Annotated in this window: 17 protein-coding genes; 13 read left to right on the top strand and 4 right to left on the bottom strand. The window is 65.4% G+C overall.

Annotated elements, in window-relative coordinates:
* Positions 1-170 precede the first annotated feature (170 nt).
* Positions 171-1,430, top strand: a complete 1,260-nt coding sequence (locus ACVIIV_RS23055; protein WP_456746201.1) for an adenylate/guanylate cyclase domain-containing protein — start codon at positions 171-173, stop codon at positions 1,428-1,430.
* A gap of 115 nt (positions 1,431-1,545) precedes the next feature.
* On the opposite strand, the gene ACVIIV_RS23060 is transcribed toward ACVIIV_RS23055, so the two are convergent.
* Complete coding sequence (locus ACVIIV_RS23060; RefSeq protein WP_456746202.1) at positions 1,546-2,790, bottom strand: MFS transporter; 1,245 nt, start codon at positions 2,788-2,790, stop codon at positions 1,546-1,548.
* A gap of 168 nt (positions 2,791-2,958) precedes the next feature.
* Between ACVIIV_RS23060 and ACVIIV_RS23065 the strand changes: the two genes are divergently transcribed.
* Positions 2,959-4,311 (top strand): Nramp family divalent metal transporter, encoded by a 1,353-nt coding sequence (locus tag ACVIIV_RS23065; RefSeq protein ID WP_456746203.1) that lies wholly within the window; start codon positions 2,959-2,961, stop codon positions 4,309-4,311.
* 71 nt (positions 4,312-4,382) lie between these two features.
* Here ACVIIV_RS23065 and ACVIIV_RS23070 read toward each other — a convergent pair whose 3' ends face one another.
* The 3 genes from ACVIIV_RS23070 to hemB form a co-directional block, all read right to left on the bottom strand.
* Positions 4,383-5,159: an arginyltransferase gene (locus tag ACVIIV_RS23070; RefSeq protein ID WP_456746204.1), complete on the bottom strand. Its 777-nt coding sequence runs from the start codon at positions 5,157-5,159 to the stop codon at positions 4,383-4,385.
* A gap of 68 nt (positions 5,160-5,227) precedes the next feature.
* Positions 5,228-5,770 (bottom strand): RDD family protein, encoded by a 543-nt coding sequence (locus tag ACVIIV_RS23075; protein WP_456746205.1) that lies wholly within the window; start codon positions 5,768-5,770, stop codon positions 5,228-5,230.
* 377 nt (positions 5,771-6,147) lie between these two features.
* Positions 6,148-7,209, bottom strand: coding sequence for a porphobilinogen synthase (gene hemB / locus ACVIIV_RS23080; protein ID WP_456746206.1), 1,062 nt, complete (start codon positions 7,207-7,209; stop codon positions 6,148-6,150).
* Positions 7,210-7,359: 150 nt separating this feature from the next.
* Between hemB and ACVIIV_RS23085 the strand changes: the two genes are divergently transcribed.
* The 11 genes from ACVIIV_RS23085 to thiL all read left to right on the top strand — a co-directional run bounded on the left by ACVIIV_RS23085 (position 7,360) and on the right by thiL (position 15,719).
* Positions 7,360-7,863, top strand: a complete 504-nt coding sequence (locus tag ACVIIV_RS23085) for a DUF6163 family protein (RefSeq protein ID WP_456746207.1) — start codon at positions 7,360-7,362, stop codon at positions 7,861-7,863.
* 531 nt (positions 7,864-8,394) lie between these two features.
* A complete protein-coding gene (ldtR, locus tag ACVIIV_RS23090) occupies positions 8,395-8,913 on the top strand; it encodes a transcriptional regulator LdtR (RefSeq protein WP_018320040.1) in 519 nt (172 codons plus the stop codon).
* A gap of 198 nt (positions 8,914-9,111) precedes the next feature.
* Positions 9,112-9,348: a hypothetical protein gene (locus ACVIIV_RS23095; RefSeq protein WP_456746208.1), complete on the top strand. Its 237-nt coding sequence runs from the start codon at positions 9,112-9,114 to the stop codon at positions 9,346-9,348.
* A 37-nt stretch (positions 9,349-9,385) separates the two neighbouring features.
* A complete protein-coding gene (locus ACVIIV_RS23100) occupies positions 9,386-9,607 on the top strand; it encodes a hypothetical protein (RefSeq protein ID WP_271590689.1) in 222 nt (73 codons plus the stop codon).
* 264 nt (positions 9,608-9,871) lie between these two features.
* A complete protein-coding gene (gene glyA, locus ACVIIV_RS23105; RefSeq protein ID WP_456746209.1) occupies positions 9,872-11,170 on the top strand; it encodes a serine hydroxymethyltransferase in 1,299 nt (432 codons plus the stop codon).
* A gap of 71 nt (positions 11,171-11,241) precedes the next feature.
* Positions 11,242-11,724, top strand: a complete 483-nt coding sequence (nrdR, locus tag ACVIIV_RS23110) for a transcriptional regulator NrdR (RefSeq protein ID WP_011087793.1) — start codon at positions 11,242-11,244, stop codon at positions 11,722-11,724.
* The gene (gene ribD, locus ACVIIV_RS23115; RefSeq protein ID WP_456746210.1) at positions 11,721-12,869 is read left to right on the top strand and encodes a bifunctional diaminohydroxyphosphoribosylaminopyrimidine deaminase/5-amino-6-(5-phosphoribosylamino)uracil reductase RibD; all 1,149 of its coding nucleotides are present in this window, start codon (positions 11,721-11,723) and stop codon (positions 12,867-12,869) included. The genes nrdR and ribD overlap by 4 nt, the downstream gene beginning before the upstream one ends.
* Positions 12,869-13,495, top strand: coding sequence for a riboflavin synthase (locus tag ACVIIV_RS23120; protein ID WP_456746211.1), 627 nt, complete (start codon positions 12,869-12,871; stop codon positions 13,493-13,495). Before ribD ends, ACVIIV_RS23120 begins: the two co-directional genes overlap by 1 nt.
* Positions 13,496-13,557: 62 nt before the next feature.
* On the top strand, positions 13,558-14,049 hold the full coding sequence (gene ribH / locus ACVIIV_RS23125) for a 6,7-dimethyl-8-ribityllumazine synthase (protein WP_456746212.1): 492 nt from the start codon (positions 13,558-13,560) through the stop codon (positions 14,047-14,049).
* A gap of 4 nt (positions 14,050-14,053) precedes the next feature.
* On the top strand, positions 14,054-14,551 hold the full coding sequence (gene nusB / locus ACVIIV_RS23130; protein WP_456746213.1) for a transcription antitermination factor NusB: 498 nt from the start codon (positions 14,054-14,056) through the stop codon (positions 14,549-14,551).
* Between the two features lie 175 nt (positions 14,552-14,726).
* Positions 14,727-15,719 (top strand): thiamine-phosphate kinase, encoded by a 993-nt coding sequence (gene thiL, locus ACVIIV_RS23135; RefSeq protein WP_456746214.1) that lies wholly within the window; start codon positions 14,727-14,729, stop codon positions 15,717-15,719.
* Positions 15,720-15,740: the final 21 nt, after the last annotated feature.

Here is a 15,740-nt window from a genome sequence, read left to right on the forward strand (position 1 = left end):
GCGTGCCGCCGATTCTGGCCGAGGTGGTCTTCATCGCCGGCATTTGCCGCCCGCGCGGCAAGTGCGTCAACCGCGGCCGCGACATATTCGATCTGCAAGGGGCGGGAGCCTGGCGCGCAGGCCCGGCCCTCGCGCCTTTCGCCGGTCACGAATGCACGCCATAATGGCGCATGCAAGTCACTTCGCGCCTCTCACTGATGAACTGGGTCACCAGCCAGGGGCTTACGGGGCTACCTGAACCCGAACTGCTCCGCGGCTTCTGCGAGCGCTGCTGCGCCGAAGGGCTCGACCTGTCGCGCGGGCTCGTCTTCATCGACACGTTGCACCCGATCTATGAGGGCCGCGGCTTCCGCTGGACCGATCGGTCGAGCAACGAGAGCGACATGTTCGAATACGGCTCGACAGCTGCGGGAGATCCGAACAAGAACTGGCGCCGGTCGGTGTTCTATCATTTGCTCGAGCATGGCGAGGACGAGATGGTGATCGATCTCGCCGAGGCAGCCACGCTCGATTTTTCGCAGATCGGCGACCTCGCCGAGAAAGGCCATCGGCATTTCCTCGCCTTCGTTCATCGCTTCGGCGAAAGCGGCGCGCTGGGGCAGATGGACTGTCTCTACTCCTATTGGACGACGCGACGCGAGGACGGCTTCACGCAATCCGAGCTGGCTGCGCTGCGCGACCTCGTGCCGGTGCTGGGGCTCGCGATCAAATCGGCGCAGCAGGTCGACATCGCGCGCACGCTCGGCCGCGTCTATCTCGGCCGCGACGCCTCCGAGCAGGTCTTGCGCGGGCGCATCTCGCGCGGCGTCACCGAGCGCATCAACGCGGTGCTGTGGTATTCGGACCTGCGCGGCTCGACCGGGATCAGCGAGAGCATCGGTCCCGACGAGATCATTCCGTTCCTCAACGACTATGCTCAGGCCGTGATCGATGCGATCCACGACGCCGGCGGCGACGTGCTGAAGCTGATCGGCGACGGCGTGCTCGCGATGTTCTGGGGCGAGGACATGGCGGATGCGCGCCGGTCCGCATTACGGGCCGAGCACCTGTTCCGCAAGAATGTCACTGCCTTGAACAAGCGGCGGGCGGCGGAGGGCCGTCCGACCACGTCAGCCTATATCGGCCTGCATGTCGGCGAGGTCTTTTACGGCAATATCGGCAGCGAGGACCGGCTTGATTTCACGGTTGTAGGCCCGACCGTCAACGAGGTCAGCCGCATCGCCTCGATGAGCCGCTCGGTCGACCGCGAGCTGCTGGCCTCATCCGAGTTCTACAAGGGCCTCGATGCCGCCGGCCGCCGCTATCTCGTCTCCACCGGCCGCTATGCGCTGCGCGGCATCGGCCGCGCGCAGGATCTCTATACGCTGGATCCGGAGGTCGACGCGAGCGAGCCGGTGATGGGGAGCTACGAGCGCTATCTGGCGGGTTAGACCGGTCGCGTCAACACACTCCGTCATTGCGAGCGCAGCGAAGCAATCCAGAGTCTTTCTGTTGAGGCAGTCTGGATTGCTTCGTCGCAAGAGCTCCTCGCAATGACGGCTGTGGCTAGCACCGCGCCGCCGCCTCATCCCCCACCATGTCCGGCTGCCGATCCAGCGCCACGGCCGGTGACAGCAGGATCACCAGCGCCTGCAAGCCGAAGACGGCGGCGGCGACATAGAGGCACGCTTCCGCGCTCCAGAGTCCGCCGACGACAGCGCCCAGCGCCGAGCCGAGGGGACGGGCGCCGTAGCTCATGATGTTGATGGCGGAGACGCGACCAAGCAGGCGCGGCGGCGTCACGGACTGGCGCAACGTCGTGGTCGAGATCACCCACAGGATCGGCCCGGCGCCGAGCAGGAAGAAGCTCAAGCCCGCGAGCCAGGGCGAGGGGAGCAGCACCGTCAGCGCCATCACCAATGCGGCGACGAAGCCGGTGACGGGGCCTAGTCCGACCACGAGGCCGAACGCGATGCGTTTCATCACGCGCGTGGCGACCAGCGCGCCGATCACCATGCCGACACCGTACATCGTCAGCACCGTGCCGACGCCGGCGGCGGTCAAGCCGAGATGACGCACGGCGTAGGGCACGAACACCGCGATCTGCAGGAACCAGCCGGTGTTGAAGATGAACTGGGTGATGAACACCGGCCGCAGCAGCGGATGGTGAAACACGAAGGCCGCGCCTTCGCGGATCTCCTGGAAGGGATGACGGCGCGGCGCAGGCGCTCGCGCGGGCTCGTAGATCCCGGAGAGCAGCACCACGGCAATGGCCGAGAGCGCCGCGGCAAAACCGAAGGCCGGGCTTGCGCCCCACCATCCCACCAGCACTCCGCCGAGCGCGGGGCCGCTGGCGAAGGCGATGGTGCGCGCGAGCTCGATGCGGGCATTCGCCGCCGGCAACAGGTCGGAGCTCACCAGCGAGGGCACCAGCGCCGGCGCCGCCACGCTGTAGACGACGGTGCCGCACACGGCAGCGAAGCCGAGCAGCGCCAGCAGCGGCAAGTTGAGGGCCCCCAGCGCCAGCAGCAGCACGATGGCGGCGAGCGCCACCGCCCGCAACGCCTCGGCGCCTGCCATCAGCCAGCGCCGGGAGATGCGGTCGGCGAGCACGCCGGCGGGAATGGCGAACAGGACGAAGGGCAGGGTGAGCGCGGTCTGCAGCAGGCCGGTCTGACCTTCCGCAACGCCCAGCGTCAGCACGGCGACGATGGGCGCTGCAGCGAGCGCGATCTGCTCGGCCGACTGCGCCGCGAGATTCGACCAGGCGAGGCGGTTGAAGGTGTCAGGGAGGCGAGGGGGCGTTGACATGGCTCATATCCTGCAAAGGCGAGTTTGCGCCAATGTTCGCCCCTGACGACCACCAAACCCACCCGCTTCCCGACAGGAGGCGAAACCCACGGTCCGCGGCGGGAACGGTGCCGCTAGATGCAGTTGCAAATGAGTTGCAATAAGAACGAACTTGGGTATTCTGCCGGTATGGATGCCCGATCACCCCACCTGAGCCCCGACGCCCGCGGCTGGCGCACTGATGCACCCGTCACCAAGAGCCTCGCCGAGGTCAATTCCACAGTCGCGATCCCGGCCGCTGGCCACTGGTCGCGGCGGCTGCTGGCATTCGTCGGGCCGGGCTATCTGGTCTCCGTCGGCTACATGGACCCCGGCAACTGGGCGACCGACCTCGCCGGCGGGTCGAAGTTTGGCTACACGCTGCTCTCGGTCATCCTGCTCTCGAACTTGATGGCGATCCTGCTCCAGTCACTCGCAGCGCGGCTCGGCATCGTCACCGACCGCGACCTCGCGCAGGCCTGCCGCGCCACCTATTCACCGGCGGTGAACTTCCTGCTCTGGCTCGCCTGCGAGGCGGCGATCATCGCCTGCGATCTCGCCGAGGTGATCGGCACGGCGATCGCGCTAAAGCTATTGTTCGGCATTCCCCTGATCGGCGGCGCATTGCTCGCCGCGCTCGACGCCTTCCTGCTGCTGCTGCTGATGAACCGCGGCTTCCGCTTCCTGGAGGCCTTCGTCATTGCGCTGCTGGCGGTGATCGCGGTCTGCTTCGTTGTGCAGATCGCGGCGGCAGCTCCCCCGGTGGCGGAGGTTTTGCGGGGCTTCGTGCCGAAGAGCGAGATCTTCACCAACTCCGACATGCTCTACATCGCGATCGGCATCATCGGCGCGACGGTGATGCCGCATAATCTCTACCTGCATTCCTCGATCGTGCAGACGCGCGCTTATGAGCGCAACGACAGCGGCCGACGCGAAGCGATCAAATGGGCGACGACCGACTCCACCATCGCTTTGATGCTGGCGCTGTTCATCAACGCCGCGATCCTCGTCGTGGCCGCCGCGACCTTCCACAAGAGCGGTCATTCCGATGTTGCCGAGATCGGCCAGGCGTTCGAGCTGCTATCGCCGCTGCTCGGTCTCGGCATCGCCTCGACGCTGTTCGCGGTGGCGCTGCTCGCCTCCGGTCTCAATTCGACGGTGACGGCAACACTCGCCGGCCAGATCGTGATGGAGGGCTTTCTCAACCTGCGCCTGCCAAGCTGGGCGCGCCGCCTGCTCACGCGCGGCATCGCCATCGTTCCCGTGATCATCGTCACGGCGATCTATGGCGAACGAGGCACGGCCGATTTGCTGGTGTTCAGCCAGGTCGTGCTGTCGATGCAGTTGCCCTTCGCCGTCATCCCGCTGGTCCGCTTCGTCTCCGATCGCCGCAAGATGGGCAAGTTCGCGATACCGGTGTCAGTCGCCGCGGTCGCGTGGATCGTCGCGGGCGTCATCGTGATTTTGAACGTGAAGCTGCTGGCGGATACGCTGTTCGGGTGAGGAGCGCGAATGGTGAGTGGCGAATAGCGAATTGAGTTCTAATCGCGATTTGCCACCCACCATTCGCCTTTTCAGTCCTGCGGCTCGGACGCCGCGTCCCCTTGCGCATCCACGCGCAGCCAGCCTGAGGGCGCGAGGCGCTGCTGCGGCAGGAAGCGGGCCTTGTAGTCCATCTTCGTGGAGCCTTCGATCCAGTAGCCGAGATAGACGTAAGGCAGGCCCTGCCGGCGCGCGCGGGCGATGTGGTCGAGGATCATGAAGGTGCCCATCGAGCGGCTGACCTGGCTCGGATCGAAGAACGAATAGACCATCGACAGGCCGTCGCTGAGCACGTCGGTGAGTGCCACCGCGATCAACTCCTCGCCGCGGCCGGTGAGGCCGCTGTCGGGGCCGCGCTTGCGATACTCGATGATGCGGGTCTCGACGTGGCTGTCCTCGACCATCATGGCGTAATCGAGCACCGTCATGTCGGCCATGCCGCCATGGCGGTGGCGGGCGTCGAGATAGGCGCGGAACACCGAATATTGCTCGGAGGTCGGCACCGCACTGCGCTGCTCGCCGATGATGTCGGCATTGCGCGCCATCACCTTGCGGAAGCTGCGGGAGGGCCGGAACTCGTTTGCGATGACCCGGACCGAGACGCAGGCGCGGCACTGGTCGCAGGCCGGCCGGTAGGCGATCGACTGGCTGCGGCGGAAGCCGCCATGGGTCAGGAGGTCGTTGAGGTCGCCGGCCCGGTCCCCAACAAGATGCGTGAACACCTTGCGCTCATGGCGTCCCGGCAAGTACGGGCAGGGGGATGGCGCCGTGAGGTAGAACTGTGGGGTGTCGCGCGAGTGCTGGGTCAAGGGACGTCGTGGGCCTCCGAAACAGGCATCAGCATCGCGCTCCAGAAGCCTCCGGTCAATCGGTTAGCTCACCACGTCCGCGCCGCCTGGGGTGCGGGTATGCGAACCGAATTGTTGATCACGACCGTTCCCAGCACGAAATCGTGCAGCAGGCGACGGCGGCCGTTGAACAGGCCGACCAGCACCACGAAGGGCGACAGGAACGAGACCGTGACCCAGAACAGCACGGCATGGGTGGCGCCGAGCACGAAGTAGCCGGGCGCGCCGTACCAGGTGCGCAATTCCAGGTCCATCAGGCGCATGCCGACCGTGGCGGAGGACGGACCGCCGATGCTGGCGCCGTAATAGACGATGGCCCAGATCACGGAGGCCGGCCAGGCGATCCAGAACAGCGCCCAGCCGATGCCGAGGGTGACCACGCCGAACAAGCCGATGAAGATGTAGCCGAGGATCACCGGCACCGAGATCACGACCATGTCGATCAGGAAGGCAAACACCCGCCGCGTCGCCACGCCCCGGAACAGCTCCGGATGCAGGTAGGGGTCGTAAGCGTGCGGTTGCATCCCGCCGTCATTGCGCCAGGCGCCTGAATTGCCCGAGTCGTACGACATAGTCCGTTCTCCCAGCGAAGCCCCGTCGCAGGACATGGGAACAGGCCATGCCCGTGCCAAGGGCGCGCTGGCGGTAGCAAGCCGAAATATTCCGGCGATTCGGGGGCGGGACCGGCGCGGTGCCGTGGGCAGAGCGCAGCGGTAGCCGCTTGCATCGATGGGTTTCGCTGCGCTCCACCCATCCCGCAACGATGTCCGCGCAACCGCCCTGGTGTCCCGGACAAGCGCCGCCAAGCGGCGCGCAGAGCCGGGACCCACAGGCCACAAGCGAGATCGCGGTGAGATGGGCCCGGCTCTGCAACGCATCACGCCGCAAGTGCGCCGTGCTGCATTGCGTCCGGGGCACGGGAGACGGATGACGGATAAAGTGGATGAACTCATCCCTGCGCGCGCAGCTTCTCCGCGGCCGTCGGCGCAAAATAGCTCAGCACGCCGTCGGCGCCGGCGCGCTTGAAGGCGAGCAGGCTTTCCATCATGGCACGTTCGCCGTCGAGCCAGCCGTTGTTGGCGGCGGCGGCGATCATCGCGTATTCGCCGGAGACCTGGTAGGCGAAGGTCGGCATCGCAAACGTGTCCTTCACGCGGCGGACCACGTCGAGATAGGGCATGCCGGGCTTCACCATCACCATGTCGGCGCCCTCGGCGATGTCGAGCTCGACCTCGCGCAGCGCTTCATCGGTGTTGGCGCTGTCCATCTGATAGGTGCGCTTGTCGCCCGTCAGCGTCTTGGCCGAGCCGATCGCATCGCGGAACGGGCCGTAGAAGGCGGAGGCATATTTGGCCGCATAGGCCATGATCTGCACATCGAGCAGACCTGAGCGATCCAGTCCCTCGCGGATCGCAGCGACGCGGCCGTCCATCATGTCGGAGGGCGCGATGATGTCGCAGCCGGCTTCGGCCTGCACCAGCGCCTGGCGCACCAGCACTGCCACTGTCTCGTCGTTCAGGATCTTGCCGTCGGAGATCAGGCCGTCATGGCCATGGCTGGTGAAGGGATCGAGCGCGACGTCGCAGAGAATGCCGATCTCCGGAAACTCCTTCTTGATCGCGCGCACCGCCTGGCAGACTAGGTTGTTCGGATTGGTGGCTTCCGAGCCTTCCTCGTCGCGCAAGGAGGGATCGGTGTAGGGGAACAGCGCGATGCAGGGGATCGTCAGCTTCATCGCGCGCTCAGCCTCGCGCACGGCCTGGTCGACGCTGAGGCGGTCGACACCCGGCATCGAGGCGACCTGCTCACGCTTGTTGTGGCCGTCGATCAGGAACAGCGGCCAGATCAGATCGTCGGTGGTGAGGACGTTCTCGCGCACCATGCGTCGGGCCCATTCGGCCTTGCGGTTGCGGCGTGGACGGACGGTCAGATCGAGGGCAGGGGAGGCCGCTCCGCCATCCTTGCGCGAAACCTCGCGCAATTCGATCGGCCGTCCGTATTTGATCGCCATCACTCTTCCTCCCACTGGAATTATTCTTATACCAGCTCGCATGGTTCCCGTCACCGCGGCTTGACCTGCCGCAAGGCAGAATTGAACTGACTTGGCAGTCGATCTTGGGCAGCCGATTGATTTTGCGGGGCGAAGCAGCCAGAAGGGGCCATGTCCGAGATATCCACCCGCGATGCGACCCGCGACAGCGCCAACGCCAGGGACGCCGCCCGCGACAATGCCAGAGAGAGTGCACTGTCGGTGGCGGCGATCTCATCGGAGCGCTCAGAGTCCGACGACAATGTCTGGACGCGCCGGCTCGTGCTGTTCCTCCGGGTGATGGCGCTGCTCTCGATCCTCAAAGGTCTCTATCACTGGGCGCAGGTGACGGGTTTCGTCGGTGGTGAGGACGAGGCGTTCGAGAACCAGTCGATGGCCTGGCAGGCCGCGACCGTCTACTTCGCCGTAATCGAGCTCGTCGCCGCCGTTGGCCTGTGGCTCGCGACGCCCTGGGGCGCGGTGGTGTGGCTGACGACCGTGGTGTCGATGGCCGTGATCGAGCTGATGTTCCCGGGAATCTACGGCGGCAGCCTCGTCGTGGTCGGCGTCGAGGCCTTCATGCTTGCCGCCTATCTTGCGCTCGCCTGGATGGCCGCGCGCGAACGGCCGCCATAGGCTACACCTTCGATCCGAAATGCTCTCGTGCCCCGGACGCAGCGCAGCGCGCCCCTGGCGATGCGAAGCATCGTCCAGTGCGGCGTGATGTGCTGCAGAGCCGGGGCCCATCTATCCCCGATCTCACTTGTGGCTTTCTAGGTCCCGGCTCTGCGCTCCGCTTCGCTTGTCCGGGACACGAGAATGTTGCGCTTGGTTGACCGTTGGTTGCCTAAAATTCGCGGTAAGTTTTCATTGACCAGCCGGTTCCGCCACAGCCGTTACGCGTGCGTTTCGAAACGGGGCGGGGCTGTTCTGGAATGCGACAACAGCGGCGGACGGAGGGTGAACAGGACCTTGCGAAGGTCAACAGAGGCTTTCGAAAAGTGCTTGTGGGACAGGCTTAATGCGCAATTCACTGTCTTAAATTCATGATCTCTTTATTCTCTTATTTAAGCCGATCTTCAAACGCGCCCCTTAAGTTGCACCTATCAGACGGGACACAAGTTTCGTCGAATAAGTGTCGATAAAAACGACAACAGGGGAAGTGTCATGATGAAAGCCGTCGCAACTGCGGCAGATACCGCAGAGCGCGTCTCCGGCCAGCAGGGTTCGGTGCAGTCGCTCTATCTGGAAGCTTTGACGCTGGTGGAGCGGCTGCATCGCCGGCTCCTCGACGTCATCAAGGACGAATTCGATCGCCGCGGCCGTGCGGACATCAACTCGGTCCAGGCGCTCTTGCTCTACAACATCGGCGATAAGGAGCTGACCGCGGGCGAACTGCGCACGCGCGGTTACTATCTCGGCTCCAACGTCTCCTACAATCTGAAGAAGCTCGTCGAGCTCGGCTTCCTCGATCATCAGCGCTCGCGCGTTGATCGCCGCTCGGTGCGCATCCGCCTGACCCCGCAGGGCCAGGAAGTCCGCCGCATCGTCGACGCGCTCTACCAGAAGCACGTCAAGACGGTGGAGCAGGTCGGCGGCATCTCGGGCGAGGAGTTCTCGACCCTCAACAAGTCGCTGCACCGGCTCGAGCGGTTCTGGACCGACCAGATCCTCTATCGCCTCTGAGTTCTGAAGGGATCAAGGCCAAGCCGGCCCGCAACAAGACCGGCAGCCCTCCCAAACGTGCCTGACTTCCCCAAACGCGCCGGCCCGGATTCTCCGGACCGGTGCGTTCAATATTTTTGCACTTGCGAAAAAATATCCTGGCCGTGAGGAACCAGTTCCGCGCTCGGTGCTTATCTCCTTCGGATCGGAGAAACGTCGATGCTGGTCGAGCGTGGGCTTCAGGCGATGAACGTGGAACTCGTAAGCGAGGCCTACGCAATCGCCGCGAACTACCTTCGCCGCTGCGGCGCGATCCCCGACTCTCTCGTCACCGACGAACGCCTGCTCGGCCTCATCGTCAAGCTGCTCCAGCAAGGTGAATTCAACAAGCTCAGGCTGGCCAACAAGGCGATCGCCCGGTTCCAGGCGCAGACCGAGGCCAAAGCGGTTGCCTGATCAAACCTCCCAAAATCCCCACGAACCAGAGGATGCTATGGAAGCTGCCATCGACCGCATCATGCAGACTTATGACCTGCTCGCCAACCGCACCGCCGCGGCCAGCGAGGAGGCGCGTGTCAAGGTCACGAACTACCTCAACATCCTGATGGAAGCCGGCGAGACGGACACTCACAGGTTGACAGTGTGCGGCCTGACTTATCTGCGCCAGCTCGATGGCAGCGTCGATCCAGTGAAGGCGGGGTATACGGGGCTGTGAAATGACGCCGGCTTCGCCCGATGGCTGCTGGCGAGAGATGAGGCCCAAAGCGGCCCTAGTCCAGGTAGTGCAGAGGAGCGGTTCCATAGAACCGCTCCCGGGCTGAAAACCTCCAATCCCACCATATCTTGCATAAATATCACGCCCGACCCGCAAATGCTTGGCCTGTTGCGGGCGATGTGGTAGATCGCGCGTGCTTCCGATCGCCACACCAGACCCGCCCGTAGCCCGCCAAAAGGCTGCGGCGGTGGAGATATTCGCAAGATGACCCTCGCAAAAACCGCCTCCGCGCCCGATTCGTTTTTCACCGCCTCGCTCGAGCAGGCCGACCCGGAAATCGCAGCCGCCATCAAGGGCGAGCTCGGCCGGCAGCGCCATGAGGTCGAGCTGATCGCCTCCGAGAACATCGTCAGCCGGGCCGTGCTGGAAGCGCAGGGTTCGGTGATGACCAACAAATACGCGGAAGGCTATCCGGGCGCACGCTATTACGGCGGTTGTGAGTGGGTCGACGTCGCCGAGAATCTTGCGATCGATCGCGCCAAGAAGCTGTTCGGCGCTGGCTTCGCCAACGTGCAGCCGAACTCCGGCAGCCAGATGAACCAGGCGGTGTTCCTGGCGCTGCTCCAGCCCGGCGACACCTTCATGGGTCTCGATCTCGCCGCCGGCGGCCATCTCACCCATGGCTCGCCCGTCAACATGAGCGGCAAGTGGTTCAAGGCCGCGCACTACACCGTGCGCCGCGAGGACCAGATCATCGACATGGACGCGGTGGCCAAGCAGGCCGAGCAGGTCAAGCCGAAGCTGATCATCGCCGGTGGCTCGGCTTATTCGCGCGCCTGGGACTTCAAGCGTTTCCGCGAGATCGCGGATAGCGTCGGCGCCTACCTCCTGGTCGACATGGCGCATTTCGCCGGGCTCGTCGCCGGCGGCGTGCATGCTTCGCCCGTGCCGTACGCGCACGTCACCACGACGACGACGCACAAGTCGCTGCGCGGTCCGCGCGGCGGCCTCATGCTGTGGAATGACGAGACGCTGACCAAGAAGCTCAACGGGGCGATCTTCCCGGGCCTCCAGGGCGGTCCTCTGATGCATGTGATCGCGGCGAAGGCGGTTGCCTTCGGTGAGGCGCTGCGTCCGGACTTCAAGGTCTACGCCAAGAACGTCGTCGAGAACGCCAAGGCACTGGCTGAGACCCTGAAGGGCCACGGTCTCGATATCGTCTCCGGCGGCACCGACAATCATCTGATGCTGGTCGATCTCCGGCCGAAGGGCCTGAAGGGCAACGTTTCGGAGAAGGCGCTGGTCCGCGCGGCCATCACCTGCAACAAGAACGGCATTCCGTTCGACCCGGAGTCGCCTTTCGTCACCTCCGGGATTCGGCTCGGCACGCCGGCCGCGACCAGCCGCGGGTTCGGTGTGGCCGAATTCCAGCAGGTCGGCGGCATGATCGCCGAGGTTCTGGGCGCGATCGCGCAATCCTCCGACGGCAAGGCCCCGTTGGTGGAAGCCGCGATCAAGGAACGGGTCAAGGCGCTCACCGACCGGTTCCCGATCTACCAGTAAGGCGCCGCATGATCCGGAAAAATGGGTACCTGTTTTCCGAAAAGATCATGCGAAAATAAAGGTCTCGTTGGATGCGCTGCCCGAACTGCAACAGTCTCGATACGCAGGTAAAGGACTCGCGTCCGACCGAGGATTCGTCCGTGATCCGCAGGCGGCGCGTGTGCGTCGCCTGCAATTTCCGCTTCACCACCTTCGAGCGTGTGCAGCTGCGCGAGCTTACTGTGATCAAGCGTAACGGCCGTCGCGTCCCGTTCGATCGCGACAAGCTGATGCGCTCGGTACAGATTTCGCTGCGCAAGCGGCAGGTCGAGCCGGAGCGGGTGGAGAAGATGGTCTCCACCATCGTGCGCGAGCTCGAGACCGGGGGCGAGGCCGAGATCTCCTCCGAGGTGATCGGCGAGACCGTGATGGAGCATCTGCGTACGCTCGACGACGTCGCCTATGTGCGCTTCGCCTCGGTGTACCGCAATTTCCGCGAGGCCAAGGATTTCGCCGACGTGCTCGGCGAGCTCTCCGGTGAGGAGGAAGCGCGGCTCGCCGCGATCCGCAAATGATCTTCCGCATCCTGGAGGATCAGTTCGCGCAGAAGGCCCGCGAGGCCAAAGAGGCCGATCGCCGCTTCATGGAGCTTGCACTGGCGCTGGGTAAGCGCGGGCAGGGGAGGACCTGGCCCAATCCTGCTGTGGGCGCGGTCATCGTCAAGGACGGCGTCATCGTCGGCCGCGGCTGGACGCAGCCCGGAGGACGGCCGCACGGCGAGCCTGAAGCGTTGCGTCGCGCGGGCGAGGCGGCGCGGGGCGCCACACTCTACGTCACGCTCGAGCCGTGCTCGCATTTCGGCAAATCACCGCCTTGCGCCGATGCGGTGATTGCAGCCGGCATCAAGCGCGTGGTGGCGGCGATCGAGGATCCCAATCCGGAGGTCGCGGGCCAGGGCCATGCGCGCTTGCGCGCCGCGGGCATCACGGTGGATGTCGGTCTTTGCGCGGCAGAGGCCGCGTTCGACCACGCCGGCCATTTCCGCCGCATCCGGGACAAGCGCCCGCATGTGATCCTGAAGCTCGCGGTTTCGCCCGACGGCAAGATCGGCGCGGCCGGCGGCAAGCCACTTGCGATCACGGGGGAGGCCGTGCGCGATCGCGTGCATCTCTTGCGCGCGCAGAGCGATGCCATCCTGGTCGGCATCGGCACGGTGCTGGCGGACGATCCGCTTCTCAGCTGCCGCCTGCCCGGCATGGCGACGCGCTCGCCGGTGCGTGTGGTGCTCGACCAGAGCCTGCGCATTCCCGCATCGAGCCAGCTCGTGCGCTCCGCGCGCGAGACGCCGCTCTGGGTGGTGGGTTCTGAGCTCGCCGAAGCCGCCGCCGCAACGCGGCTTGGGGCGGCCGGTGCGCAAATGTTGCGCGTGCCGGCAGGAACGGCATCAGGGCTCGATCTGCCGGCCGTGCTGCATGCGCTGGCCGAGAAGGGCATCACGCGGCTGATGGTCGAGGGCGGCAGCCGCGTTGCCGCGTCCTTCGTCGCGGCCGATCTCGTCGATGAGATCTGGCTGTTCCGCGGCGCGGAAGAGGTCGGCTCCGACGGCGTCGATGCACTCGATGCATTGCCCCTGTCGAAAATCACGCAGTCGCAGGCCTACAAGGTTCATGCTAGCGAGACCTTCGGCAAGGATACTCTCACCATCTACGAGCGCGCGTAATGTTCACCGGCATTGTCACCGATATCGGCGAGATCGTCAGCTTCACGCCAACGGCGCAAGGGCAGCTGCACCGGCTGCGCATCGCCTGCCGCTACGATCAGAGCACCATCGCCGACGGCGCCTCGATCGCCTGCAATGGCGTCTGCCTGACCGTGGTCGCCTCGGGCGTCGCGGATGGGGACTCTAAGCAAAGTACCTGGTTCGACGTCGATACCGCGGCCGAGACGCTGGCGTTGACGACGGCCAAGCACTGGAAGGTGGGAACGAAGCTCAACCTCGAGCGTGCGCTGAAGATCGGCGACGAGCTGGGCGGGCATATCGTCGCCGGCCATGCCGACGGGATCGCCACCATCGTCAGCCGCGAGGACCTGCCCGACATGGCGCGGTTCGTCCTCTCGACGACACGCGAGCTGGCGCGTTTCATCGCCACCAAGGGCTCGATCACGCTCGACGGCGTCTCGCTGACGATCAATACGGTTGCAGACGCGACCTTTTCGGTGCTGATCATCCCGCACACGCTGACGGTTACGACCATCGGCGGCTGGAAGGCGGGGGACGAGGTCAATATCGAGGTCGATCTGATGGCCCGCTACGCGGCGCGGCTGACGGAAATGACGGTCTCTTAGAACTTGGCTTACATGCTTCCGGCGACTACATAGCGCCGACCCCTTTCGAAACGGATTGAACGATGGCAGACGCGCGGCGCGCACCCCTGAAGGACCAGACCGACATTTCCGGCGCACGCGCGCTGATTGTCGAGGCACGGTTCTATGACGATCTCCAGGACGCGCTGCTGGATGGCGCGGTGGCCGAGCTGAAGGCGGCTGGCCTGACGCATGACGTCATCACGGTTCCCGGTGCGCTGGAAATCCCGGCAGCAATCGCCATCGCGGTCGATGCCGCGGCGGCGAACGGCAAGCCCTATGACGCGGTGATCGCGCTCGGCTGCGTGATCCGCGGCGACACCATCCACTTCGAGATCGTCTCGCAGGAATCCTCGCGCGCGCTGATGGACCTCGCCGTGGCGCGAAAACTGCCGCTCGGCAACGGCATCCTCACCGTCAACACCGAAGCGCAGGCCTGGGCGCGGGCGCGCGCCAGCGAGCTCAACAAGGGCGGCGATGCCGCGCGCGCCGCGCTTGCGATGCTGCGCATCAAACGCCGCCTGGCGCAGGCCTAAAGCCATGGCTGATAACACCAAGAAGCCGGCGGGGCTTACGGAAAAGAAGGCGAACCGGCGCGGTGCGGCGCGGCTCGCAGCCGTGCAGGCGCTGTACCAGATGGACATCGCCGGCGCCGGCATCAACGACATCTTCGCCGAGTTCGAGAGCCATTGGCTCGGCAACGAGGTCGAGGGCGACACGTACCTGCCGGCCGAAGCCGCGTTCTTCCGCGACGTCGTCTCGGGGGTGGTGCGCGACCAGAAGAAGCTCGATCCGCTGATCGACGAGGCGTTGTCGAAGGGCTGGCCCTTGAAGCGGATCGAAGCCATCCTGCGCGCGGTGCTGCGCGCAGGGGCCTATGAGCTCCAGCATCGTAAGGACGTGCCGGGCCGGGTGGTGATCTCGGAATATGTCGATGTCGCCAATGCCTTCGTCGATCGCGAGGAGACCGGCATGGTCAACGCCGTGCTCGACCAGATCGGCCGGCAGTTTCGTGGCGACGAGTTCGGGCGGGGGTAGTTACCCGCGAGGGCGGTAAACTGATGCGAGACGGCTGCCCCATATTCCGCTGTCATCATCCGCGAAGGCGGGTGATCCAGCACGCCGCGGCCTATCCATCTTACGTAACCGTCTCTGGAATACTGGATCGCCCGGTCAAGCCGGGCGATGACAGCGGTGGATGTGGCTGGCGCTGATGGCAAACAATCCCTCCGGCGAAGACGCCCTCATCGCGCGCTATTTCAAGCCGCTGGCGACCGATCCCGGCGCGTTCGGGCTGGTCGATGACGCTGCGGTCCTGTCCTCATCCGGCGACGACATCGTCGTCACCACCGATGCCGTCGTCGAGGGTGTGCATTATCTTGCCGATGATCCCCCTGACACCATCGCGCGCAAGGCGCTGCGGGTGAACCTGTCCGATCTCGCCGCCAAGGGCGCGCTGCCTGCCGGCTTCGTGCTGACGCTGGCGTTGCGCAGCAAGGAAGATGCCTGGCTCCGTCCCTTTGCGGACGCGCTGGGCGAGGACGCAAAGACCTTCGCTTGTCCTCTGCTCGGCGGCGACACGGTGTCGACGCCGGGCCCGCAGATGATCTCGATCACGGCGTTCGGCCGTGTGCCTCGGGGGCGGATGATCGGCCGTACCGGCGCGAGACCGGGCGACCGCATCCTGGTGACGGGGACGATCGGCGACGCGGCGCTCGGCCTCGACGTCCTCAGAGGCGGCGCCGCAGCCGCGGCGCTCGCGTCCAATTCCGCTGCAAGGGAAGCTATGGTCTCACGCTATCGGGTGCCGCAGCCGCGCACCGCGCTGACGCGAGCCTTGCGCGATCATGCGACCGCAGCGATGGACGTCTCCGACGGCCTCGCCGGCGATCTGACCAAGCTCTGCGCAGCATCCGGGGTTTCGGCTTCGGTCGACGTGACGAGCGTGCCACTCTCGGCCGCGGCGGCCGGCCTGCTCGCCGGCAACGTCGTTCGCGTGGAGACGCTGCTTGCGGGAGGCGATGACTATGAGGTGCTGTGCACCGTTCCGCCCGCGCAAAGCGACGCGCTGATTGCCGCGGGGCAGGCCATGGGCGTTGCCGTGACCGCGATCGGTACGATCGCGGAGGGGCACGAGCGGCCGCGCTTCCTGGACGGGCAGGGCCAGGAGCTGCTCTTGACGCAGCTGTCCTACAGCCACTTCTAGGAATTGCTCCAAACCGGCATC

The sequence above is a fragment of the Bradyrhizobium sp. USDA 4354 genome (assembly GCF_054060315.1).

Bases quoted from the DNA above. Each gene is read 5' to 3' on its own strand.
- ACVIIV_RS23055 (WP_456746201.1), top strand. From the start codon at position 171: ATGCAAGTCACTTCGCGCCTCTCACTGATGAACTGGGTCACCAGCCAG.
- ACVIIV_RS23060 (WP_456746202.1), bottom strand. From the start codon at position 2,790: ATGTCAACGCCCCCTCGCCTCCCTGACACCTTCAACCGCCTCGCCTGG.
- ACVIIV_RS23065 (WP_456746203.1), top strand. From the start codon at position 2,959: ATGGATGCCCGATCACCCCACCTGAGCCCCGACGCCCGCGGCTGGCGC.
- ACVIIV_RS23075 (WP_456746205.1), bottom strand. From the start codon at position 5,770: ATGTCGTACGACTCGGGCAATTCAGGCGCCTGGCGCAATGACGGCGGG.
- hemB (WP_456746206.1), bottom strand. From the start codon at position 7,209: ATGGCGATCAAATACGGACGGCCGATCGAATTGCGCGAGGTTTCGCGC.
- ACVIIV_RS23085 (WP_456746207.1), top strand. From the start codon at position 7,360: ATGTCCGAGATATCCACCCGCGATGCGACCCGCGACAGCGCCAACGCC.
- ldtR (WP_018320040.1), top strand. From the start codon at position 8,395: ATGATGAAAGCCGTCGCAACTGCGGCAGATACCGCAGAGCGCGTCTCC.
- ACVIIV_RS23095 (WP_456746208.1), top strand. From the start codon at position 9,112: ATGCTGGTCGAGCGTGGGCTTCAGGCGATGAACGTGGAACTCGTAAGC.
- ACVIIV_RS23100 (WP_271590689.1), top strand. From the start codon at position 9,386: ATGGAAGCTGCCATCGACCGCATCATGCAGACTTATGACCTGCTCGCC.
- glyA (WP_456746209.1), top strand. From the start codon at position 9,872: ATGACCCTCGCAAAAACCGCCTCCGCGCCCGATTCGTTTTTCACCGCC.
- nrdR (WP_011087793.1), top strand. From the start codon at position 11,242: ATGCGCTGCCCGAACTGCAACAGTCTCGATACGCAGGTAAAGGACTCG.
- ribD (WP_456746210.1), top strand. From the start codon at position 11,721: ATGATCTTCCGCATCCTGGAGGATCAGTTCGCGCAGAAGGCCCGCGAG.
- ACVIIV_RS23120 (WP_456746211.1), top strand. From the start codon at position 12,869: ATGTTCACCGGCATTGTCACCGATATCGGCGAGATCGTCAGCTTCACG.
- ribH (WP_456746212.1), top strand. From the start codon at position 13,558: ATGGCAGACGCGCGGCGCGCACCCCTGAAGGACCAGACCGACATTTCC.
- nusB (WP_456746213.1), top strand. From the start codon at position 14,054: ATGGCTGATAACACCAAGAAGCCGGCGGGGCTTACGGAAAAGAAGGCG.
- thiL (WP_456746214.1), top strand. From the start codon at position 14,727: ATGGCAAACAATCCCTCCGGCGAAGACGCCCTCATCGCGCGCTATTTC.